This is a genomic window from Staphylococcus pseudintermedius (assembly GCF_001792775.2).
GTDB lineage: Bacteria > Bacillota > Bacilli > Staphylococcales > Staphylococcaceae > Staphylococcus > Staphylococcus pseudintermedius.
The window spans coordinates 181,723-206,000 of record NZ_MLGE02000001.1 but is presented as its reverse complement, the minus strand read 5'-3'; the positions used below and the strand labels follow the sequence as shown (position 1 = coordinate 206,000).

General features: G+C 38.8%; 22 protein-coding genes and 1 other annotated feature. Of the genes, 10 read left to right on the top strand and 12 right to left on the bottom strand.

Annotation, left to right across the window (positions count from 1 at the left end):
- Positions 1–2: 2 nt before the first annotated feature.
- The 4 genes from BJK46_RS01045 to hutH form a co-directional block, all read right to left on the bottom strand.
- Positions 3–332 carry an AzlD domain-containing protein gene (locus tag BJK46_RS01045; protein ID WP_014612672.1) on the bottom strand — a complete coding sequence of 110 codons (330 nt, stop codon included), beginning with the start codon at positions 330–332 and terminating at the stop codon, positions 3–5.
- Entirely contained in the window at positions 329–1,021 is a 693-nt protein-coding gene (locus tag BJK46_RS01040) for an AzlC family ABC transporter permease (protein ID WP_103263500.1), read from the bottom strand. The genes BJK46_RS01045 and BJK46_RS01040 overlap by 4 nt, the downstream gene beginning before the upstream one ends.
- A 313-nt stretch (positions 1,022–1,334) precedes the next feature.
- Positions 1,335–2,615, bottom strand: coding sequence for a serine--tRNA ligase (serS, locus tag BJK46_RS01035; protein ID WP_063278705.1), 1,281 nt, complete (start codon positions 2,613–2,615; stop codon positions 1,335–1,337).
- 74 nt (positions 2,616–2,689) lie between these two features.
- Positions 2,690–2,883 (bottom strand) — a binding site (T-box leader).
- Between the two features lie 49 nt (positions 2,884–2,932).
- Complete coding sequence (gene hutH / locus BJK46_RS01030) at positions 2,933–4,435, bottom strand: histidine ammonia-lyase (protein ID WP_103263501.1); 1,503 nt, start codon at positions 4,433–4,435, stop codon at positions 2,933–2,935.
- A 349-nt stretch (positions 4,436–4,784) separates the two neighbouring features.
- Between hutH and BJK46_RS01025 the strand changes: the two genes are divergently transcribed.
- On the top strand, positions 4,785–5,600 hold the full coding sequence (locus tag BJK46_RS01025) for an NAD(P)H-hydrate dehydratase (protein WP_103263502.1): 816 nt from the start codon (positions 4,785–4,787) through the stop codon (positions 5,598–5,600).
- Between the two features lie 251 nt (positions 5,601–5,851).
- Here the strand turns inward: BJK46_RS01025 and gyrA are convergent, their stop codons facing one another.
- The 7 genes from gyrA to dnaA form a co-directional block, all read right to left on the bottom strand.
- Positions 5,852–8,488: a DNA gyrase subunit A gene (gene gyrA, locus BJK46_RS01020; RefSeq protein WP_103263503.1), complete on the bottom strand. Its 2,637-nt coding sequence runs from the start codon at positions 8,486–8,488 to the stop codon at positions 5,852–5,854.
- A 35-nt stretch (positions 8,489–8,523) separates the two neighbouring features.
- The gene (gyrB, locus tag BJK46_RS01015; protein ID WP_373366270.1) at positions 8,524–10,455 is read right to left on the bottom strand and encodes a DNA topoisomerase (ATP-hydrolyzing) subunit B; all 1,932 of its coding nucleotides are present in this window, start codon (positions 10,453–10,455) and stop codon (positions 8,524–8,526) included.
- Positions 10,456–10,468: 13 nt separating this feature from the next.
- Positions 10,469–11,584: a DNA replication/repair protein RecF gene (gene recF, locus BJK46_RS01010; RefSeq protein WP_065353904.1), complete on the bottom strand. Its 1,116-nt coding sequence runs from the start codon at positions 11,582–11,584 to the stop codon at positions 10,469–10,471.
- On the bottom strand, positions 11,581–11,820 hold the full coding sequence (locus tag BJK46_RS01005; RefSeq protein ID WP_019166052.1) for an RNA-binding S4 domain-containing protein: 240 nt from the start codon (positions 11,818–11,820) through the stop codon (positions 11,581–11,583). The genes recF and BJK46_RS01005 overlap by 4 nt, the downstream gene beginning before the upstream one ends.
- Positions 11,821–11,939: 119 nt before the next feature.
- Positions 11,940–12,629 carry a DsbA family protein gene (locus BJK46_RS01000; protein ID WP_096548384.1) on the bottom strand — a complete coding sequence of 230 codons (690 nt, stop codon included), beginning with the start codon at positions 12,627–12,629 and terminating at the stop codon, positions 11,940–11,942.
- 282 nt (positions 12,630–12,911) lie between these two features.
- On the bottom strand, positions 12,912–14,045 hold the full coding sequence (dnaN, locus tag BJK46_RS00995; protein ID WP_014612662.1) for a DNA polymerase III subunit beta: 1,134 nt from the start codon (positions 14,043–14,045) through the stop codon (positions 12,912–12,914).
- Between the two features lie 171 nt (positions 14,046–14,216).
- Complete coding sequence (dnaA, locus tag BJK46_RS00990; protein WP_015729836.1) at positions 14,217–15,560, bottom strand: chromosomal replication initiator protein DnaA; 1,344 nt, start codon at positions 15,558–15,560, stop codon at positions 14,217–14,219.
- A 543-nt stretch (positions 15,561–16,103) separates the two neighbouring features.
- On the opposite strand from dnaA, the gene rpmH reads away from it, so the two are divergent.
- The 9 genes from rpmH (at position 16,104) to BJK46_RS00945 (ending at position 23,621) form a co-directional block, all read left to right on the top strand.
- Positions 16,104–16,241 (top strand): 50S ribosomal protein L34, encoded by a 138-nt coding sequence (gene rpmH / locus BJK46_RS00985; protein ID WP_000240855.1) that lies wholly within the window; start codon positions 16,104–16,106, stop codon positions 16,239–16,241.
- A 173-nt stretch (positions 16,242–16,414) separates the two neighbouring features.
- Positions 16,415–16,762, top strand: a complete 348-nt coding sequence (gene rnpA, locus BJK46_RS00980; protein ID WP_015728500.1) for a ribonuclease P protein component — start codon at positions 16,415–16,417, stop codon at positions 16,760–16,762.
- Between the two features lie 173 nt (positions 16,763–16,935).
- Entirely contained in the window at positions 16,936–18,318 is a 1,383-nt protein-coding gene (gene mnmE, locus BJK46_RS00975; protein WP_014614955.1) for a tRNA uridine-5-carboxymethylaminomethyl(34) synthesis GTPase MnmE, read from the top strand.
- An 18-nt stretch (positions 18,319–18,336) separates the two neighbouring features.
- Positions 18,337–20,211 (top strand): tRNA uridine-5-carboxymethylaminomethyl(34) synthesis enzyme MnmG, encoded by a 1,875-nt coding sequence (mnmG, locus tag BJK46_RS00970; protein WP_015728502.1) that lies wholly within the window; start codon positions 18,337–18,339, stop codon positions 20,209–20,211.
- The gene (gene rsmG / locus BJK46_RS00965) at positions 20,212–20,931 is read left to right on the top strand and encodes a 16S rRNA (guanine(527)-N(7))-methyltransferase RsmG (RefSeq protein WP_103263504.1); all 720 of its coding nucleotides are present in this window, start codon (positions 20,212–20,214) and stop codon (positions 20,929–20,931) included.
- A gap of 37 nt (positions 20,932–20,968) precedes the next feature.
- Positions 20,969–21,820 carry a ParB/RepB/Spo0J family partition protein gene (locus tag BJK46_RS00960; RefSeq protein ID WP_014614952.1) on the top strand — a complete coding sequence of 284 codons (852 nt, stop codon included), beginning with the start codon at positions 20,969–20,971 and terminating at the stop codon, positions 21,818–21,820.
- A 638-nt stretch (positions 21,821–22,458) separates the two neighbouring features.
- A complete protein-coding gene (locus BJK46_RS00955) occupies positions 22,459–22,773 on the top strand; it encodes a hypothetical protein (protein ID WP_014614950.1) in 315 nt (104 codons plus the stop codon).
- Between the two features lie 149 nt (positions 22,774–22,922).
- Positions 22,923–23,111: a helix-turn-helix transcriptional regulator gene (locus tag BJK46_RS00950; protein WP_080552883.1), complete on the top strand. Its 189-nt coding sequence runs from the start codon at positions 22,923–22,925 to the stop codon at positions 23,109–23,111.
- Between the two features lie 6 nt (positions 23,112–23,117).
- Complete coding sequence (locus tag BJK46_RS00945) at positions 23,118–23,621, top strand: hypothetical protein (RefSeq protein WP_014614948.1); 504 nt, start codon at positions 23,118–23,120, stop codon at positions 23,619–23,621.
- 63 nt (positions 23,622–23,684) lie between these two features.
- On the opposite strand, the gene mhqD is transcribed toward BJK46_RS00945, so the two are convergent.
- Positions 23,685–24,272, bottom strand: coding sequence for a methylhydroquinone degradation carboxylesterase MhqD (gene mhqD / locus BJK46_RS00940; RefSeq protein ID WP_014614947.1), 588 nt, complete (start codon positions 24,270–24,272; stop codon positions 23,685–23,687).
- Positions 24,273–24,278 lie beyond the last annotated feature (6 nt).

Here is a 24,278-nt window from a genome sequence, read left to right as displayed (position 1 = left end):
TGTTAGAATAATCCGATAATTCTCAACAGTGCCACACTCACCATACCGACAATGACTGTTATCGTTAAACGTCTCGTCCAAAAAGCAATGATAAGCGTCGGAATGAGCGCGATGATAAAGTGCCAATTCAATGTATAACCCATCATGCCTTCTTGTTGCTGAATGAACCCATCGACCACTAATGCAGTAAATAATGTAATCGGAATAAACGTCAGCCACTTAAGCACCTTGTCAGACAGTTCCATACGTGAAATCATGACAAAAGGTGTGATTCTGATGAGTAAAGTCCCAAGTCCTGCTAAAAAAATCGTCCAAAATACGTACATGCTCATCGGTCAATCACCATCCCTATCGTCGCACTTAAAGTCGATGCAAGTAAAATTGCTAAATACGAAGGTAAAAACAAACTGAGTAGTAACATCATAACAATGACGATTGCAACTAAATAGAGATACACACGTAATTTCGATTTCGTAATGCCCTCAAATTGTGAAATTGCTAAAAAGATAAACATCGCAGTGATCGCGTAGTCCAATCCAAATACTTCTGGATGTTGGAAAAAGTCACCTAACAATCCACCGAGCACAGTAACCAATGCCCAAAATAAGTAGGCCAGTAGATTTAAGCCATACATCCACTGATATGTCATCGTATGTCCTTTCGAATAAGGCGTGATTGCAACAGCAAATGTCTCATCCGTCAACAAAGACCCTACCCCTACCCTATGTATGAAATGATCATGTTTGAAATTCGGCGCCAATGTCATGCTTAATAAAAACATACGGCTATTGACAATCATCGCAGTGAGCACAATGACCCAGATCGGCGTTTGTACGGCAATGAGCGCAATAATAATAAATTGTGCTGCCCCTGCATAAACGAGTAATGAGAGCAGCAATATTTCTAAAATGTTGAAGCCTGATGCGAGACTCACAATTCCAAATGAAAAGCCTACCCCAGCATAGCCTAGTACAGTAGGGAGACAATCGCGGATGCCTTGTTTAAATGTAGTGTAAGGCATTGAGACTCCCCCCTTGAAAATTATTCTTATTATAGTACAACATATACCATCTTGCTATAAAGTAAGTCTCACCTCATTCATCCCTCAGTATAACCTACCGTCTAGAAATGATGATATTATGGCTTTTTATGTTAATTTTAGAATATTGAGATAATAATTGATGAGGTGCGTCTTATTTTGTTATTTTGATTACTTTTTACCCCCCCTACCCTCTTCACATGCTAAAAAAACAGGAGGTCACATATTAAAAATACGACCTCCTGTTTTGATTTCAGCTATTCTATATTGGGTTGTTTGTAACGTCCATTTTATCTTAAAGCGGTTTGATAACTGTTTGACCACCCATGAATGGGACTAACGCTTCAGGCACTGTAATCGTACCATCTTCATTTTGATAGTTCTCTACAATCGCCGCAAATGTACGACCTACTGCTAAACCTGAACCATTTAACGTATGTGCATATTCAGGTTTGGCATCTTTATCACGTTTGAAACGGATATTGGCACGACGCGCTTGGAAATCTACACAGTTTGAACATGAACTAATTTCTTTATAGTCACTGTAGCTTGGTAACCATACTTCTAAGTCATATGTTTTACTTGCACCGAAACCAATATCGCCTGTACATAAAATCACACGACGGTATGGTAAGTTCAATGCTTCAAGAATCGCTTCTGCATTTGATGTCATTTCTTCTAAAGCATCCCAAGAATCTTCAGGTTTTTCAATACGCACCATTTCAACTTTATTGAATTGGTGCAGACGGATTAAGCCACGTGTATCACGGCCAGCTGATCCCGCTTCACTTCTGAAACATGCTGATTGACCTGTAAACTTAGCTGGTAAGACCCCCGGCTGTACAATTTCGTCTCTATAGTAGTTTGTCAAAGGCACTTCAGCAGTTGGAATTGTGTATAAGCCTTCTTTTTCTACTTTAAACAAATCTTCTTCAAATTTAGGTAATTGACCTGTACCGTACATCGCTTTAGCATTCACCAACTGTGGTACCATCATTTCGCGATAACCATGTTGTGTCGTATGCATCGTAATCATAAAGTTCATTAATGCACGCTCTAATTTAGCACCGTCATTCGTTAAATAAACGAAACGTGCACCAGACACACGTGCGGCACGATCAAAGTCTGCCATTTCTAGTGATTCTACTAAGTTCCAGTGCGCTTTTGCTTCAAAGTCGAACTCACGTGGTGTCCCCCATCTTTTAAGTTCTACGTTATCAGAATCATCTTCACCTTCAGGCACATCATCGTGAATAAGGTTTGGAATACGTGATAAGATGTCATTTAATTTCGTATCCGCTTCTTTTAACTGTGCATCGATATTTTTAATTTTTTCTCCTACTTCACGTTGCGCTTTAATCGCATCATCCGCATTTTCTTTATTACGTTTCTTTTCAGCAATTTGTTGAGAAGCTTTGTTACGTTCTGCTTTTAATTCTTCAGTTTGTTGTATGTAATCACGGCGTTGTTGGTCTAACGCTAACACTTCATCTACAACTGATGGATCCATTTGACGTAACGCAATTTTCTCCTTAACTCTCTCTGGCTCATTTCTAAATAATTTAATGTCTAACATAAGTCGACTTCCTTTCATAAAGTAATTTAAAAATTTAAGGAGGATGACTCAAAATAAAAAACCACATCCCTCACACAAGGGACGTGGTTTGACGTGTTGCCACCCTATTTAACAGACAGAATATGCCTGCACTCTCACAAAAGTTAACGGTTTCACCCGAATTGTTTTCAAAACGTGGGTAGATTTCGTATAGGTCTGTACATTTGTTTTCACCGACCACAAACTCTCTAATTCCATTGCTATACTACTTAATCCACAAACAATTATTTATTTCGATTTCACATTTAATATAACAAAGAAAATTTCGAATAGCAAGCTTATTTCTGATACGCCAGATTCTTTAAATATTTCGCCACATTTTCAATATCTTGATGAAATGGTCGGTCTTCTTGAATCGATGGCACGATTTTACGCAATGCTTCATACTGTTCACGTGTTTTGGGTGACAATTGTTCAACCCCTCTTATTTCGACTGCTTGTGACGCAATAATCGCTTCAATCGCAATGACGCGTCGTGTATTTTCTAAAATTTGATAGCCGTGGCGTGACGCAATCGTCCCCATTGATACGTGGTCTTCTTGATTGGCGGATGAAGGAATCGAATCAACACTCGCCGGATGCGCCAATGTTTTATTTTCTGATACAAGACTCGCTGCTGCATATTGCATAATCATCGCACCACTTTGCAAACCTGGTTCTGGACTTAAAAAAGCAGGGAGACCCCCATTGAGTTGCGGATTGACTAAACGTTCAAGACGACGTTCCGCAACGTTTGCCAATTCACTTGTCCCAAGCTTTAAGAAATCCAAAGCGAATGCGACAGGTTGACCGTGGAAGTTACCGCCAGAAATGACCAATGTCTTATCACCTTCATTAAAAATAAGCGGATTATCATTTGCTGCGTTCATTTCAAATTCTAACTTTTCACGAACGTATTGAAACACTTGGAAGCTTGCACCATGGATTTGTGGAATACAACGCAATGTATAAGGGTCTTGAACACGCATTTCCCCTTGACGTGTCGTGAGTTTGGATCCTTCAAGCCAGTCTGACATCCGTCTTGCTACAGCTGTCTGTTCTTCAAAGTTACGCACTTGGTGAACCGCTTCATGATAAGCATCTGTAATACCATGTAACGCTTGATGTGTTAACGCGGCAATCCATTCTGCTTGGTATGCCAAATTTTCAGTTTCTATCCATGAAATGACCCCTTGTGCTGTCATCGCCTGTGTACCATTAATCAGTGCCAATCCTTCTTTCGCTTGTAACGTTAAAGGCTTACGGTTCAACTGTTTTAAGACCTCTGAGCTATCTAAAACTTCACCTTGGTATTCAACTTTACCTTCACCAATTAACACTAAGGCAAGGTGTGACAATGGCGCTAAATCACCCGAAGCACCGAGAGAACCTTGTTGTGGGATAACAGGAATGATACGTTGATTGATGAAAAACACCAATTGATCCACTAATTCCATCGTCACGCCTGAATGCCCTTTCAGTAAAGTATTTAAACGTAAAATCATCATCACGAGCGAAACATTCGATGCAAAAGGTGCACCGATACCACACGCATGTGAACGTATTAAATTGACTTGTAATTGATTATACTTCTGTTGATCAATCAGTACATCGCTAAACAAACCAAATCCTGTTGTAATCCCATACACGGTCTCTTTATTGGCAATAATCCGTTCCACAATCGCACGACTTCTTTCCACGCGCACCTGTGCTTCCTCAGTCACTTTTACTTTATCCTCATATGCTAAAAACTGTCGTATAGCCTCAATCGTCAGCTGCTCGCCTGTTAAACGTAATGTCATTGTAATCCTCCCATCTCCTTCATCACGTGACACACAAAATGTCTATTTCTTTCAAGTATAGTTTTAGGATATCGTTTTCACAATACTTTCAGCCAAACTCGTAATATGGTATCAAATTAACCTTTTAACGTACTAAATGAACTCACTTAAACAAATATCGAAATTTAAGTTACTTTTTCAAAAAAATAAAAGGGCTACAAAATAGGGGAACATGCATAGTCGCTCACGTTTGCGTAGCGCTATCACAAAGGGTCACATTGAAACCTTAGAATGCCTATTGACGAACGAGCAAACCAGGTATAATATATCTTGTTGTAATAATGGAAATTCCAGATAGGAGGTCTCAAACGTGAAAACATTGTCAGCTGTTCACATTCCTAAACGTAAGGATGACACACATAAAGGTGACTATGGACGTATTCTGTTAATTGGGGGCAATGCCAATTTAGGTGGCGCAATCATGTTAGCAGCACGCGCTTGTGTATACAGCGGAAGTGGCTTAATTACAGTCGCAACGCATCCAACAAATCATGTCGCATTACATTCTCGTTGTCCTGAAGCAATGGTCATTGACATCAACGATACGAAAAAACTAACGAAAATGATTGAAGCTTCTGATTGTATTTTAATCGGACCAGGTTTAGGGTTAGATTTTAAAGGTAACAATGCAATGACATTTTTACTGCAAAATATTCAACCCCACCACACTTTAATTGTGGATGGTGATGCGATTTCAATCGTAAGCAAGCTTAAACCTGAAATTCCAGCTTGCAATGTCATTTACACACCACATCAAAAAGAGTGGGAGCGTTTGAGCGGCATTCCGATTGAGGAACAAACATATGAAACAAACCGTGCAGCAGTTAATCGATTAGGTGGTACGGTCGTGCTCAAAAAACACGGTACAGAAATATACTTTGAAAATGACGCATACAAGCTTGAAGTCGGTAGCCCAGCGATGGCAACAGGCGGCATGGGTGATACACTTGCCGGCATGATTACAAGCTTTGTAGGACAATTTGACAACGTGATTGATGCAATTACAAGTGCAACTTATACGCACAGTTATATTGGCGATAAGTTGTCAAAGGATATGTATGTCGTACCCCCATCAAAAATTATTGATGAAATTCCTTATGCGATGAAGCAATTAGAAGAAAAATAATATTTTACAAATCGTAGGAAGAAAGACTCGGAAACTTCAATGTGATCCGAGTCTATTTGTTTTAATAAGGAAATCGATTGGTTATTCATGCTTCTACTACACATGTACAATTCAAACAAAGCGATGGCTAGTTAAAATGCTACCCTTGGGAACGCGCCGCATCGTTCAGCAATCTAACGGTAACAAGGTAACCAAAGAAAAAGACGATGATCTCTAAATGACATGAGACCATCGCCTTTTCAATTTATAATTTATTTATCTTCATTTTCAATATCTTCATTCACGCGATCCATAAAGTCTTCTCTTAATGTTTCACGTTCTGGTGATACTTCTGGTTCTGGGGCTTCCGTGTGAATCGTATCGCCAGGAGTCACATCATCGACAACAACTTCTACATCATCACTTGCCTCTGATGCGGTTGTATGTTCATCCGCTTCGATGTCTTCTGGCTCTTTCTTCACTTTTGCCACTGTCGACACATATTGTTCTTCATCTAATCGAATGAGACGCACACCTTGCGCCATACGACCATTGACAGAAATATTAGAGACTTCCATACGAATGATCACACCCTGGTTTGTCACAACCATTAAATCTTCGTCGCCTTCTACAGTTGTAATACATACGAGTCGACCATTTCGTTCTGTCAGTTTCGCTGTTTTCACACCCATACCGCCACGGTTAGACAGACGGTAGTCTTCTATCGATGTACGTTTACCGTAACCTTTTTCTGTCACGACTAGAATTTCATCTTGATTGTCATCGTCTGCAACGTCTAAACCAATGACTTCATCACCGTCTCTTAAACGGATCCCTTTCACCCCTGCAGCAATACGGCTCATCGCACGTACGTCTGTTTCTTTAAAACGAATGAGTGACGCTTGGGCTGTACCGATAAGAATATGTTTCTCGCCATCTGTTAGACGCACAGCAATCAGTTCATCATCATCACGGAATTTGATAGCAATTTTACCGTTACGATTAATACGGTTGAAGTTGCTTAATGCTGAACGTTTAATTAAACCTTTTTTCGTTACGAATACGAGGAAGTCTTCTTCAGAGTCTAGGTCTTTCACCGCAATCATCGTACTAATCACTTCATCTTGATCGAGTTCAATCACATTAACAATTGGAATCCCTTTAGACTGACGGGAGAGTTCCGGCACTTCATAACCTTTCAGTTTGTAGACACGTCCTTTGTTTGTAAAGAACAACACATGATCATGCGTGCTTGTCGTCACTAACTGACTTACGAAATCGTCATCAAGTGTATTCATGCCTTGTACGCCTCGACCGCCACGATTTTGCGCACGGTATGTTGAAGCAGGTAAACGTTTAATGTAGTTGTTATGACTCAATGTGATAACGATTTGCTCTTCTGGGATTAAATCTTCATCTTCTAATTGATCAATACCACCGAGTTGAATTTCAGTACGACGATCGTCGCCAAACTTCTCTTTAATCTCAGTCAATTCTTCACGGACAAGTTCTAATAGCTTTTCTTCATCCGCTAAAATCGCTTCTAATTCAGCAATATACGCAATTAAATCATTATATTCTTGTTCAATTTTGTCGCGTTCTAAGCCTGTCAGACGTCTTAAACGCATGTCTAAAATCGCTTGTGCTTGGCGTTCTGACAGAGCAAAGCGTGACTGTAAACTTTCCATTGCTACTTTATCTGTCTCTGATTCACGAATGATTGTAATGATTTCATCAATGTGATCCAGGGCAATTCTTAGACCTTCAAGAATGTGGGCACGGTCTTTCGCTTTACGCAAATTGTATTCCGTACGACGACGTACAACTTCTTTTTGATGCTCTAAGTAATGATAAAGGGCTTGCTTCAGGTTAATCAATTGAGGGCGTCCATTGACTAAAGCAATCATGTTCACCCCAAATGATGTTTGAAGTGGTGTTTGTTTATATAAATTATTTAAAATGACGCTCGCATTCGCATCTTTACGCACATCAATCACGACACGCACACCTGTACGTAAACTCGTTTCATCACGTAAATCCGTAATGCCATCGATTTTTTTATCACGAACTAATTCCGCAATTTTTTCAATCATACGTGCTTTATTGACTTGAAATGGAATTTCTGTCACGACAATACGATCACGACCGCCACCACGAGATTCAATTTCAGCTTTAGCTCTCATAATGACAGAACCGCGACCTGTTTCGTATGCGCGTCGAATCCCACTTTTACCAAGAATTAATCCGGCAGTTGGGAAGTCTGGGCCTTGAATGTCTTCCATCAATTCACTAATCGTAATGTCTGGATTATGACTTAGACTCAGTACGCCATCGATCACTTCACGCATGTTGTGTGGTGGGATATTGGTCGCCATCCCAACCGCGATACCTGAGGCACCATTGACGAGCAAATTAGGGAAACGCGATGGCAAGACGCTCGGTTCACGCTCATTACCGTCATAGTTGTCGATAAAATCAATCGTGTCTTTATTGATGTCGCGTAATAATTCTAGTGCAAGCTTTGTCATACGTGCTTCTGTATAACGCATTGCCGCGGCACCATCACCATCCATCGAACCGAAGTTACCTTGACCATCTACAAGTGGATAACGATAGCTGAAATCTTGTGCCATACGTACCATTGCTTCATAAATTGACGAGTCACCATGTGGATGGTATTTCCCCATGACATCCCCTACGATACGGGCAGATTTTTTATACGGCTTGTCAGGGGTCATCCCTTGTTCATTGAGGCCATACAAAATACGACGATGTACAGGTTTTAGACCATCTCTTACGTCTGGCAAAGCACGAGATACGATAACACTCATCGCGTAGTCTAAAAACGATTCGCGCATCTCTTTGCTGATATTACGTTCATTAATTCTTGATTCAGATGTTTCAGCCATCAAGATATCCTCCTTCTCATTTTCCAATTCTCATTCTAGAAATCCAGGTTCGCGTATACGGCATTATCTTCAATGAACTGACGACGATTTTCAACGACATCGCCCATCAACATTTCAAAAGTTTGGTCTGCTTCAATCGCATCATCCAACGTCACTTGCAACATCGCACGGTTTTCTGGATTCATTGTTGTCTCCCATAACTGATCCGCATTCATCTCACCTAAACCTTTATAGCGTGCAATAGACCATTTTGGCGTAGGATTCAGTTTTTCTTTTAATTTATCGAGCTCACGGTCATTAAACACATAATACTTTTGCTTACCTTGCGTCAGTTTATACAACGGTGGTTGTGCAATATACACGTAACCCGCTTCAATCAACGGACGCATAAAGCGATAGAAGAACGTGAGTAACAACGTACGAATATGCGCACCATCGACATCCGCATCGGTCATAATGACAATCTTATGGTAGCGTGCTTTCGAAATATCGAATTCGCCGCCAATGCCAGTACCAAATGCCGTTACCATTTGACGAATTTCATTGTTGTTTAAAATTTTATCTAAGCGTGCTTTTTCAACGTTTAAAATTTTACCACGCAACGGTAAAATCGCTTGCGTACGTGAGTCACGACCTGATTTTGTAGACCCCCCGGCAGAATCACCCTCTACTAAGAAAATCTCACTTTCAGACGGATCTTTACTCGAACAGTCAGCTAATTTACCTGGCAAACTTGAAATGTCCAAAGCAGATTTACGGCGCGTGACTTCACGTGCTTTTTTAGCAGCAATACGTGCGCGTGATGCCATAATCCCTTTTTCTACAATGATGCGTGCCACCTGTGGATGTTCATATAAAAAGCGCTCAAAAAGCTCTGAGAAGACACGGTCAACAATTTGACGAACTTCAGAGTTACCTAATTTTGTTTTCGTTTGACCTTCGAATTGTGGATCACCATGTTTAATCGACACGACTGCTGTTAAGCCTTCGCGTGTATCTTCACCTGATAAACGATCCTTATCTTCTTTAATCAACTTGCTTTGTGTACCATAATTGTTCAACACTCTTGTCAATGCACGTTTAAAGCCGTCTTCGTGCGTCCCACCTTCATACGTGTGAATGTTATTCGCATATGTCAGTAGATTTGTTGCAAAACCACTGTTGTATTGTAGTGCGATTTCCACTTCAATATCGTCACGTGTTTGATGAACATAAATCGGCTCATCATGTAAAGGCTCTTTATTTTCGTTTATAAGCTCCACATACGACTTAATTCCACCTTCATAGTGATAACTATCCTCACGCACATTTTCTTCGTCACGTTCGTCTGTGAGCGTAATACGGATGCCTTTATTTAAAAATGCCAATTCACGAATACGTTTTTGTAATGTTTCATAGTTATAAACTGTTGTCTCTTGGAAAATCGTGCCGTCCGCTTTGAAACGGATGACTGTTCCTGTTTGATCTGTATCGCCTACTTGTTTTAAATCAAAAGCAGGGACACCTTTATGGTACGCTTGATGATGAATACGACCATCTCTGTGCACATAAACCTCTAATGTTTCACTTAAGGCGTTTACTACTGATGAGCCCACACCATGTAAACCACCTGAAACTTTGTATCCACCGCCGCCGAACTTACCACCCGCGTGTAATACTGTTAAAATAACTTCAACTGCAGGACGTCCCATTTTTTCTTGAATATCAACAGGAATCCCACGTCCATTATCCGTAACTTTAATCCAATTATCCTTCTCAATGACTACTTCTATGTTATCAGCATATCCTGCAAGTGCTTCGTCAATACTGTTATCGACAATTTCCCAAACGAGATGATGCAGACCGCGTTCTGAAGTTGAACCAATATACATACCTGGTCGCTTACGTACCGCTTCAAGACCTTCCAATACTTGAATCTGACTTGCGCCATAGTTTTCTGAGTTGTTCACATCAGCCAAAACTTCCACCTTCACTTTCTGCCTATTGCTTTATATTTCCTTGTGTAATCCGATATACCTTTGCATCCTTCATAATTTCATGATCAATACCATCTACTGACGTGGTCGTGACAAAAGTTTGTACTTTATGTTGAATGGTGCTCAAAAGATGTGTTTGACGTGCATCATCCAACTCACTTAAGACGTCATCAAGTAATAAAATGGGGTATTCCCCCACTTCCTGATTCATTAATTCTATTTCTGCTAATTTTATCGAAAGTGCTGTTGTGCGTTGTTGACCTTGAGAGCCGTAAGTTTGTGCATCCATGGCATTCACTTGAAATGCTAAATCGTCACGGTGCGGTCCATACAAACTCACACCTCGCTCAATTTCACGTTCCATATGGTGTTGCACATCTTCTAGCACTTGTTGAATTAAGACGTCCTCAGACTGCGAGACGTCTTCTATTTTGATGCTTGGTAAATATTGCAGTGTCAAAGTTTCACGTTCATTCGTAATCCCAGAATGAATCGGCGCGGCAAGCAATTCTAACTCTTTAATGAATTGCTGCCTACGCTGAGTCACTTTAACCGCATATTCTACAAATTGATGATTCAATACTTCAAGCATCGTCGTATCTTGTGTCTTTTTGAGCTGCAGTTGCTTCAAATAATGATTACGTTGTTTTAAAATGCGTTGATATTGAGATAAATCATTCAAATACAAGCGCGAAATTTGACCGAGCTCCATATCAATAAAACGCCGTCTCACTTGTGGTGCACCTTTGACGATACTTAAATCTTCCGGGGCAAAGAGGACGACATTCAAATGGCCAATATACTGGGTCAAACGACTCTGTTCTAAATGATTCACCTTAACTTTTTTACCTTTTTTCGTAATAAACATCGTGAGCGGCATCATGCCATGACGAAAATTAAGCTCACCTTCTATTTTAGCATACTCAGCATTAAAGCGAATCAATTCTCTGTCATTCGTTGTACGGTGGCTTTTAGCGAGTGCCAAAGTATAAATCGATTCTAATAAATTGGTTTTCCCTTGTGCGTTTTCTCCGATTAAGATATTGACCTCGGGATGACAATCGAGGCTTATCTGTTCATAATTGCGATAATTTTCTAGTTGGAGTGTTTTGAGTTTCATTGCTCACCGAATTTGATGATGTATGAACCTACTTCAGGAATGTCTAATTGATCGCCATCTTGCAGTTTTTTGCCACGACGCGTTTCCAATTCGCCATTTAAGAAGACCTCATATTCGCTTAAGAACCATTTCGCTTGGCCCCCAGATTCAATAATGCCTTCATAGTTTAAAAATTGTCCTAAAGTTAGTGCGCCATCAACGATTACTTCCTCAGCCAAATTCATCACTCCATTCATATTTACTCACTTATATATTATACATTTTTATTACGAAAATTTCATGCTCTAGAAAGGAATTTTCACGTAAAAGTTTCATGTGGAACATGTGAATCTGTTTCAACGGATGTACAGCTATTTTATTGTTCAAGCGCTTTGTCGATTTCGTTTTTAATCGCGTCGAAATCTGTCTCGTCTTCAACCTGTTTACCGTTCACATAGAGTGCGGGTACGTATGGGACTTCCTCTTTTTTCGCTAATGCATGATCTTCTTGCGCGCGCTTAGCTATCGCTCCTTTTTCGTCACGATAAGCTACCGTAATTTGTTTACGTTCTTGCTCACTCAAATCTAATTTTTGTAATTGCTGTTGAATTAAATCGTCTTTTAACCAATGTTGACTCCCAACATCATCTTTATTGTTAGGTTGTTGTTCAAAAAGTGCATGATGAAATTGCCAATATTTGTCAGGGGCATATTGATTCACCGCGAGTGCTGCTTTAGCGCCGAGTTCAGATTCCTCCCCATGGATTAATACGTTGACATAACGAAATTCAACTTTGTTATTGTCGATATATTCTTTTTCTAATTTAGGTTTGATATTACGTTCAAAATCTCCGCAATACGGGCATTTAAAGTCTCCAAATTCTACGAGTAATACTTTAGAATCTTTTTTACCTTGTGTCGGTTGCTTTTGTGTCTCTGCTGCAAGTGTTTCACCTGATCCGCTATTTCCTTTCTTCGATGTTTTGAAAGTGGCTAAGCTAAAAAAGATACCTGCAACGAGTATGACAACAATGAATATAATCAACCATTTATTTTTCTTTAACATAGGTCCATTCCTCCATTCATTCGTTATATTAATTATACTAAAGTTAAATCACTTTGAATAATTACACGTGTAAGTTCAGGAAATGACTTTAAAATTTTGTCATTTTTTTGCAACACATTGAAATGGTGACACCGCTGAAATACTGGTGGATATTGCTTTTAACTTTGTCTCTGAGAAGTTTCACATATTTTGTGCAAACTATTAGGAAAATCTTAATGTTTTAGCTAAGCATTAAAAAAGCAGTTGGTCTGGTAGCCAACTGCTTTTTATAGGTGCGCCGGTTTAGTACGTACGGATTGGTAAAATAAGTTGTGTCACAGTGTCGTCATCTTTCGGTTTTAAAATAAATGGTTTCATCGTACCGAAAAATTCTACTTCAACTTCTTCGTTATCGATAGCCTTCAGTGCATCCATCATATATTTCGAGTTGAAAGAAATCTTTAAGTTGCCGCCTTCAACATCATTGGCAGTCACTTCTTCTTTAACCGTACCAATTTCTGGTGATGTAGAAGACAATTCGATTTGCGTATCACCTGTGCTTAATTTGATGACATTATTGCCACCTTCACGCGCAAGTAACGACGCACGATCAATCGCATGATAAAAATCAGAGTTATTGAGCCCTAACTTAATTTCGTAGTTTTCAGGGAATAAACGAGATGTATCTGGATAATGTCCCTCTAATAAACGTGAAATAAAGTTGACATTGCCTACTCTAAATAATACTTGGTTCGATGCGAAGAAAATATCAATATGATCTTCACTGTCAGTCATAATTTTGTTTAACTCTGCTAATGCTTTACCAGGAATGATGACATTTTTATCTTCAATCTCTTCTTCAAGCTTCAACTTTCTTACAGCCAAGCGGTGTGAATCGGTCGCAGTGCATAATAATTCATTTTGTTGTATAAGCCAGTTCACACCTGTCAATACTGGGCGTGTTTCTGAGGTGGACACTGCGAAATTCGTTTGTGCAATGATGTTTTTCAGCACTTTTACTGGTAATTGTAGTGCATCATCACTTGAAACTTGTGGTAAAAGTGGGTACTGATCTGGATCAAGTCCACTTAAGTTGAATTCAGAATGTGCTGAAGTAATTAATGTTTGAAATTGTTCGTTTGTTGAAAGTTTAACTTCTTTACCTGGTAGCTTTTTAATAATGTCCACAAAGAAGCGGCCTGGTAACACGACTGAACCTGGTTCAACCACGTTAATAATTTCTTGACCATCGACTTGGTTAGGAATTGTGATTTCGATTGAGATTTCAGAATCAGATCCTGTTAAAACAATACCTTCATTCGTCGCATCTATTTTAATCCCCGTTAAAATGGGTAAAGTTGCTCTTGGTGAAATAGCTTTTAATGTGTCATTTAATTGAGTGATAAAATAATCTCTTTGAATAGAAAACTCCATCATCTATAAACTCCTTTCAGTCGTTTATATAGTTATAGTTATTAATAAATTAGTAATCATAGTCATAGGTGCTGTGGATTAGTGGATAACTTTAAAAAAGTCGCGAAAATAAAGGTTATTCACATGTGGATAACCTGTGTATCATGTGTACAACTTTTCCACGTTATCCACAAATTAACTTCGGATATCTTTTTCCAAACTTTCGATTTCTTGACGTAAAGTTGGGTCATTTTCGATATCTTTTTTAATTTTATCATGTGCATGGATGACTGTTGTATGGTCACGACCACCAAATTCTTCTCCAATTTTAGGTAATGAAAAATCTGTTAGCTCACGTGATAAATACATTGCGATTTGTCGCGGATATGCGATAGATTTCGTTCTTTTCTTAGCTACAAAGTCTTCAATACGCACGCCATAATATTCGCCGACAACCTTTTGGATATCTTGAATCGTGATTTTTTTAGTTTTAGTCACTTGAATAATATCTTTTAATGCATCGGCAGTGAGTTCTGTTGTGATGGGTTTTCCTTGAAGTTTTGAATAGGCTAAGACACGTGTCAAAGCACCTTCAAGTTCACGAATATTCGTCTGAATCTGATTGGCAATGTAAGTTAAAGACTCAATCGGAATATCGAGATTTTCTTCTTCAGTTTTTTTCTGTAAGATCGCCATACGTGTTTCGAAATCAGGTGGTGTAATGTCCACGATAAGTCCCCATTGGAAGCGTGATTTAAGACGTTCTTCTAAAGTTGAAATTTCTTTTGGCGGGCGATCACTAGAGATGACGATTTGCTTCTTGTTTTGATGTAAATCGTTGAAAGTGTGGAAAAACTCTTCTTGCGTCTGTTCTTTCTTTTGGATGAACTGAATATCATCAATCAATAGAATATCGATGTTACGATATTTTTCACGGAATGACTCAGTATCATTGTTTCGAATCGATTGAATGAATTCGTTCGTAAACTTTTCACTTGACGTGTAAAGCACTTTCGCATCTGGATTATTTTCTAACACGTAATGTCCAATTGCGTGCATAAGATGCGTTTTTCCTAAACCTACGCCCCCATAGATAAAGAGTGGATTGTAGGCATTGGCAGGTGATTCCGCAACAGCAAGACTTGCAGCGTGCGGGAAGCGGTTACCAGGTCCAATTACAAACGTTTCAAAAGTGTTGTTTGTATTGAACTGCTCACCAGACACAACGGGTTCAACAGGTGTCGAATGACCTGATTGATGAGATGACGAAGCGACATTAAGTTCTTGTAGATCCTCTTCAGTAATGAACTTAATGGTGTTAATGGTTTGTTGCGTGACAGCTTCTAAATATTGCTTAATCAGCTTTGTATAGTTAGTAGTAAGCCAATTCGCAATAAAAGGCTGTGCTGCAATAACGATAGCTTCATCACGAGATAGAGCATAGAGTGTTGTGTCTTTGAGCCAAGTGTCATATGAAACAGTAGTGACATTTTCTTTACATAAGCTGAGAACGTTATCCCAAATTTCTTGTTCTGACATTTTAACTCCATCTTCCTAAGTAAAAATTTTTGTTATACACAATATCCCCACCTGTGAATGACGTTAATCACAGGGTGTTAATAATTATCCACAATTTAATCACAAGCTGTGGATGAGTATCATTTGATTGTGAGTTATTCACAATATATTTGCGTACATTACATAGTATTCAACCTATGCAGAATAAGGGATTACACCACTTATCCACACAATTATACTTTTTCACAAGGGGTGATGTCAAACGGCTGTGAATATGTTGTTATCATCTTAAGTAACTTGTGCACATGAAAATGTTATCCACAATTTGAGTGACGAGGGATGTGAATAAGTGGACAACTTTTCAACAACGATTATCGATAATTATGAAAAAACCCACTTGATTTACAGAGATGATTTTGTTATATTGTAGTAGTTGCTTGAAATGTAGACGTTTCATTTTAGTAGAGAAATATCTATTTTGAACTTATTAAAAATGAAATTAACTTAATTTATCTATAATGACGTATTTAGATAATTGAATGAATGAAGATGGAGGTGTTTTGCATGGTAAAACGTACTTATCAACCAAATAAGCGTAAACATAGTAAAGTTCATGGTTTCAGAAAACGCATGAGCACTAAAAACGGCCGTAAAGTATTAGCTCGTCGTCGTCGTAAAGGTCGTAAAGTTTTATCAGCATAAGATCACTGACTCATTCAGTGGTCTTTTTTTTGAGTTAACGGCTATTGGATGAGACATGATTGAGCAATTGTGACGAATTAGAGAGGGCTAATGAAAAACGATGAAATTTGAGTGGTTGTCCTAATCACTATCCCGCTATTTTGGGCATTTTGAAGAAAGACGAGTGATGTACAATGGAAAAAGCATACCGAATCAAAAAAAATGCTGACTTTCAATTGATTTATCGCAAAGGTAAATCTGTAGCCAATCGCCAATTTGTCGTCTATACTTATGAAACTCAGACGTTAACACATTTTAGACTAGGCATCAGCGTCTCAAAAAAGTTAGGTAATGCTGTGACTCGAAATCGAATTAAAAGAAGCATAAGAGAGTGCTTTAAAGTGCACAAAGAAGACATCTTGCCGAAAGATATTATTGTGATTGCAAGATTTCCTGCGAAGACGATGTCGACAGCTGAAATTCAAAAGAGTTTAGAACATGTTTTAAAAATTGCGAAGGTCTTTAACAAACGAATAAAGTAGGGGAGATTTAGACTTCGGTTTGTGTGACTTCAGACAAACCGAAGTCTAACTTCTAATAATGAATAAAGCAAACTTTCATTAAATACCGCAAATAAAACATGTGATTCGCAATAGATTGAGAAACATTTTACAATATGAAAAGGAATATTGTGTTAAAGGGAGGTACGTCAATCGTGGAACAACTGGATACGATAACGAGTATATCAACACCAATGGGGGAAGGGGCAATCGGTATTGTCCGTTTATCAGGTCATGATGCGGTCGAGATTGCAGATAAGCTATATAAAGGCAAGCATCTGTTAAAGGATGTCCCGACGCATACGATTAATTATGGTCATATTATTGATCCAGAAACTGAAGAAGTCGTTGAAGAGGTGATGGTGTCAGTATTACGCGCACCACGTACGTTTACACGAGAAGATATCGTGGAGATTAACTGTCATGGTGGTATTCTGACAATCAACCGCGTACTTGAATTAACGATGACATATGGCGCAAGAATGGCTGAACCCGGTGAATATACGAAGCGTGCTTTCTTAAATGGTCGTATCGATTTATCACAGGCGGAAGCAGTCATGGACTTTATTCGTTCTAAGACTGACCGGGCGTCTAAAGTAGCAATGAATCAAATTGAAGGGCGTTTAAGTGACTTAATTAAGCGTCAACGTCAATCGATTTTGGAGATTTTGGCACAAGTCGAAGTGAATATCGATTACCCTGAATATGATGATGTAGAAGACGCGACAACTGAGTTTTTATTAGAACGTTCACAAGAGATTAAACTAGAAATTCAAAAGTTACTCGACACAGGTGTGCAAGGTAAAATTATGCGTGAAGGTTTATCTACAGTCATCGTCGGTAAGCCAAACGTCGGGAAGTCTTCGATGTTGAACAATCTGATTCAAGATAACAAAGCGATTGTGACGGAAGTTGCTGGGACAACGCGTGACGTGCTCGAGGAATATGTCAATGTCCGCGGTGTACCGTTAAGATTAGTTGATACAGCCGGGATTCGTGAGACAGAAGATATTGTCGAACGTATCGGTGTGGAACGTTCGCGTAAAGCTTTAAGTGAAGCGGACTTAATTTTATTCGTTTTAAACTATAACGAACCATTAACAGAAGATGATCGTAAATTATATGAAGTGATTAAAAACGAAGATGCGATTGTCATTATTAATAAAACTGATTTAGAACAACGCTTAGACCTTGCAGAAGTGGAAACAATGGTAGGAGACATGCCAATCATTCAAACTTCGATGCTCCAACAACAAGGGATAGACGAGTTAGAAATACAAATACGTGATTTATTCTTTGGTGGAGAGGTACAAAGCCAAGATATGACGTACGTGTCTAATTCACGCCACATTTCATTATTAAAGCAAGCTAAAAATGCAATACAAGATGCGATTGATGCTGCAGAAATGGGTGTCCCAATGGATATGGTACAGATCGATTTAACGCGCACATGGGAAATTTTAGGTGAAATTATAGGTGAATCCGCAAGTGAAGAATTGATTGATCAACTGTTTAGTCAATTCTGTCTCGGAAAATAATTTTTGGAGGTTAACGAAATGGTAAAATCATTCGACGTGATTGTAGTAGGCGCTGGACATTCTGGTATTGAAGCTGGACTCGCATCAGCGCGACGTGGCGCACATACGCTCATGCTGACAATCAATTTAGATAATATCGCATTTATGCCATGTAACCCATCAGTAGGGGGACCTGCGAAAGGGATTGTCGTGCGAGAAATCGATGCGCTCGGTGGACAAATGGCGAAAACAATCGATAAAACACATATTCAAATGCGTATGTTGAACACAGGTAAAGGGCCAGCTGTTCGTGCATTACGTGCCCAAGCAGACAAAGTGCTATATCAACAAGAAATGAAACGTATTTTAGAAGATGAAGATAACTTAGAAGTCATGCAAGGAATGGTAGACGAACTGATTATCGAAGACGGAGAAGTGAAAGGTGTCCGTACGAATATCGGTACAGAATATCGCGCAAAAGCGGTTATTTTAACGACAGGCACATTTTTACGTGGTGAAATTATTCTCGGTAATTTGAAATATTCAAGTGGTCCAAACCATCAATTGCCATCGATTACACTTGCAGATCATTTACGCGAACTTGGATTTGAAGTCGTGCGTTTCAAAACAGGAACACCACCACGTGTGAACGCCAAAACGATTGATTATAGTAAAACAGAAATTCAACCTGGTGATGATGTCGGTCGTGCATTCAGTTATGATACGACAGAATATATTTTAGATCAGCTCCCATGTTGGTTGACGTATACGAATGGCGAAACACACCAAGTGATTGATGATAACTTGCATTTATCCGCGATGTACTCAGGTATGATTAAAGGAACAGGACCGCGTTATTGCCCATCCATTGAAGATAAGTTTGTGCGTTTTAATGATAAGCCAAGACATCAACTTTTCCTTGAACCAGAAGGCCGTAATACAAATGAAGTTTACGTCCAAGGATTGTCAACAAGCTTACCTGAAGAAGTGCAACGTCAAATGTTAGCGACGATTCCAGGTTTAGAAAAAGCAGACATGATGCGTGCAGGTTACGCGATTGAATATGACGCACTCGTACCAACACAATTATGGCCAACGCTTGAAACGAAAATGATCAAAAATCTTTATACAGCAGGTCAAATTAACGGAACATCAGGCTATGAAGAAGCGGCAGGTCAAGGTTTAATGGCCGGAATTAATGCAGCAGCGCGTGTGTTAGGTAAAGAGGAAACGATTTTACGCCGTTCAGATGCGTACATCGGTGTGTTAATTGATGACCTTGTGACAAAAGGAACGAATGAACCGTATCGTTTATTGACATCTCGTGCCGAATATCGTTTGCTATTACGTCATGACAATGCAGATTTACGTTTAACAGACTTAGGTCACGAGTTAGGTTTAATTTCTGATGAACGTTACGAAAGATTTAATACGAAGCGTCAACAAATTACTGATGAAATGGCACGTTTAGAACAAATTCGTGTTAAACCGAGCGAACGTGTACAACAAATCATTGAAGAAAAGGGCGGTTCTCGTCTTAAAGATGGTATTTTGGCGAAAGAATTGCTACGTCGTCCAGAAATGACTTATGAAACGATTATTGAGATTTTAGAGGAAGAGCGTCAATTGCCGGCAGATGTTGAAGAACAAGTTGAAATTCAAACGAAATATGAAGGTTACATCACGAAGTCATTGCAACAAGTAGATAAAGTGAAACGTATGGAACAAAAGAAAATTCCGGAAGACTTGGATTACAGTCAAATCGACAGTCTCGCAACGGAAGCGCGTGAAAAGTTAGCTGAAGTGAAACCGTTAAACATCGCACAAGCGTCACGTATTTCTGGTGTCAATCCGGCCGATATTTCGATCTTATTAGTCTACTTAGAACAAGGCAAAATTCAAAGGGTGAAATAAATGAGCGTAGAATGGTTAGCGACACAATTAAGTGAGCACGGAATCACTTTATCCGAGCATCAAAAGCAACAATTTGAAAAATATTATGAAATGCTTGTAGAATGGAATGGGAAAATTAATTTAACAAGTATTACTGAAAAGCATGAAGCGTATTTGAAACATTTTTATGATTCCATCACGCCGAGCTTTTATCATGATTTCAATCAGCCACTCAACTTGTGTGACGTGGGTGCAGGTGCAGGGTTTCCAAGTATTCCATTGAAAATTATCTTTCCAGAAATTCATGTAACCATTGTTGATGCATTGAACAAACGCATTCAGTTTTTAAATCAATTGGCAGAAGTGTTAGAATTGGAAGGTGTCCGATTTGTGCATGATCGTGCAGAAACATTTGCGAAGAATGAAGACTACCGGGCGTCTTTCGATGTTGTCACAGCAAGGGCTGTCGCACGTATGACAGTGTTGAGTGAACTCTGCATTCCATTAGTGAAAAAGCATGGTGTTTTTTTGGCATTGAAATCTTCAAAAGGTCAAGAAGAGTTGGAAGAAGCACGCTTTGCAGTAGGTGTATTAGGAGGACGCATTGAGCGAGTCGATACTTTTGATTTACCGGAAGATGCAGGTGAACGTCAAATTGTAACGATAGAAAAACGTAGCCAAACGCCTAAAAAATATCCGCGTAAACCGGGAACGCCAAACAAATCACCACTTGTTGAATAAAGCATGGATTATGGAATATTAAAGGGAGAGAATAAACATGAAGAAACCCTTTTCTAAGTTATTTGGTTTAAAAAATAAAGACGACCTATTAACCGTGACAGATGAAGACAAAAAGGGCGTGCAATCGATCAATATTGAAAAAATCGTACCTAATCGATACCAGCCGCGTCAAAAGTTTGATACAGCACGTATTGAAGAACTGGCCGAGTCGATTCGCGCACACGGTTTACTCCAGCCGATTGTTGTACGTCCGATTGAAGAAAATATGTATGAAATCATTGCAGGTGAGCGCCGTTTTCGTGCCTTGCAAATGAATCAAATGACAGATGCGGAAGTACTCGTGCGTCATTTAGATGATGAGGAAACAGCTGTTGTTGCACTGATTGAAAATATACAACGTGAAAACTTATCAGCTGTAGAAGAAGCAGAAGCCTACAAAAAATTACTAGCGTTTGAAGGCATTACACAGGCCGAACTCGCCAAAAGTGTTGGAAAGAGTCAAAGTTTCATCGCGAATAAGTTGCGTTTGTTGAAGTTAACGCCTGTCGTATTGGAAGCGGTCCGTGAACATCAAATTACAGAGCGTCATGCCCGTGCACTCGTTGGCCAAACGCCTGAATTTCAAGAAGAGATGCTCGGTGTAATTTTGAAAGAGCAATTGAATGTGAAACAAACCGAGGAGCGTTTGAAGGCAACAACCGTTAAAGACGATGTGGTGGAAGAGAAAGTCGTGGCGCGTCCTCCTGAATTTGCACAAGATGTCTCTGAAGCCCGTGACATTATTGCGGATAGTTTGATGGAAATCCGTGCGAATGGAATTCGGTATGAACAAAAAGAAAAAGAGCATGAAGATTATGTGGAGATTCAGATCCGATTGTATCGTAAGTGATTGTTATTGAGGTGTGAGCAAAGACTGCTTGCACCTTTTCTTTTTGGCTCTCAGAAGTCTTACACGGTTCTCGTAATGTAGGCGTTGATGCATATTCTAATAATTGAATATCAAACAGTTTGTAAATAAACGTATGTTGAGGGGAGTCTCACGTACGTCTAATTTTATTAATAGAAAAACAGCACACAAGAAAAAAATGGTATTTCTGTTTGCTTAGATTCACTTATGTCTGTAATTAGAGTAATATTGCAATTATGTGAGGAGGCGTCTTTATTTTATTACTATTTATTATAATGACAATACTATTAAGTGTATTTGTTACAAATGAAGTGCAGAATAGCCAAATTAGTAAATTAGGATTTTTATCGATTATCATGCTGATTATTTCAGTGTTGTATCTAGTTGTATATTTGATGAAAATTTTATAAAGGAAGTATAATATTTATTTTGTTAGTACGTCTCTGAGTGTAAAAAATACTAATTCAGAATCTAGTATATAAAACGAACTGATAAAAAAGCATTGTTTACCAGTTTCCTACTTTTCTAGCTGTATGAATATTTCAGTCTCAGGGGCTATGACATTTGTTACCAACTCGGATATAGTAGTATTATCTTGTTTGACTAAAGGAGTTACAACGATGGCGCGCAAAAAAGTTACACTGATTGCGATAGCGGTATTATTGGTGACTATGGTGGTCTATATTTCAATAAGTTTAATCAATTTGAATCAAAAAGAAGATTATTATGGTCAAGTGACGCATAAACATGACAGTATCGCTTTGTATTCCGAAAATGATAAGCATACGGTATATTTAGATAAAGATATTGAACAAATGAAAGAGGGCGACTGGATTAAAGTGACGATGACCGATCAAAAAGGCGTTATTTTGAATGTCGAACCTATAGCTGAAAATGATGTTCCGAATAAAGTATTAACAACAATAAAAGGTTAGTTCTATATCTATGCGTAGGATCAAGTGAACGATGGATGCTTGGTCATACGCATTTTTTTATTGTATATGTCATTTATATTTGACATCCTCCTAAAAATCTCTTAATATAAAAGTACAATATATATGACATTCCAAAAGGGGCATACATGATGAATCGATTGGTGGAATATAGGAAAAAATGTGGGATTTCCCAATTAGAATTGTCTCGAAAAGTAGGCGTCTCAAGACAAACGATTAATTTGATTGAAAATAATAAGTACAACCCGTCCCTGAAGTTATGCATTAGTATTTGTTTAACATTAGGTGTTACGTTGAATGATATTTTTTGGGAGGACTGAGATGACATGATGGGTAACAAAAAGCGCTTCATGAATCGCATGTTAGGTTTCGTGCAAGGTCGAGATGAGAGAGAAGAACAATTGATTAATGAAAAAATGAAGTACTTATTTTTGAGCTCTTTTTGGATACTTTTATTATTCCTTTTTATTAGTCTTGCTGTTGATGCATATCAAAATACATTGAGCGTTGGAACTATTTTAATACTCGTTCTAGCATTGTTTAACGCTGTATCTGTTTTAATTACTTTGAAGAAGTCTGATGTATATAAAGAAGTGGTTTATAGCGAAGAAGCATATCACGCTGTGTTGAAAAAAATAAGATTTCAATCCATTTTTGCGAGTGTGTTGTTCCTTGTAATGTCGTTGTTAATCAATATATTGTTTGCATTTCTTTCACACCAACGACTTAATTTTGCAGAGGTTAACTTTTTAGGCTGGTTGACTGGAAGTGTGCTATTTGGTATTACTTCCTACTATTATGCTAAAAGTAAAATTACTATAGAAAAATAACCATTTCAAAATTAGCATCAAAAAAAGAGCCTAGGCGATAAGCACCTAAGCTCTTTTTCGTACTTATAATGTTTCTTTCGCTGCTAAAACTGTACCTTGTGTCAATTCGTGGCTGTTGACCCAGTACTCAGTCACATCAGCACCGCGGTCTTTGAAAATAGCGCGGACATGTTCGCTCTCTGAAACAGGGACGATTGGGTCGTTTTTACCCATAGAGAGATAGACAGATTTACCTGATAAGTCAAGATTTTCTGGTACTTCTAATGGATAAAGTGGTGCGAATAATAAGCCTTTTTTGTATGGCATATTTTCTTCTAACATTAAGCTAATCGCAATGTTGGAGCCGTTTGAGAAGCCAACTAAAACGACTTTATCTAAGTCGAAGTTATATTGGTTTGCTGCACTTTCAAGGAATTCGTGCAATTCAGTTGTTCTAAATTTCAAGTCTTCTACATCGTATTGGCCTTCACCGTGACGTTTGAAGAAGCGGTTCATGCCGTTTTCTGATACGTTTCCACGTACGCCTAACACGTTGTATGATGGGTCTAGCATTTCTGCAACGGGTAATAAATCGTGTTCGTCTCCACCTGTACCGTGTAATAAGACAAATGTAGGCTGTGATGGTTCACCTTGTTTAAAAATATGTTCCATAATATT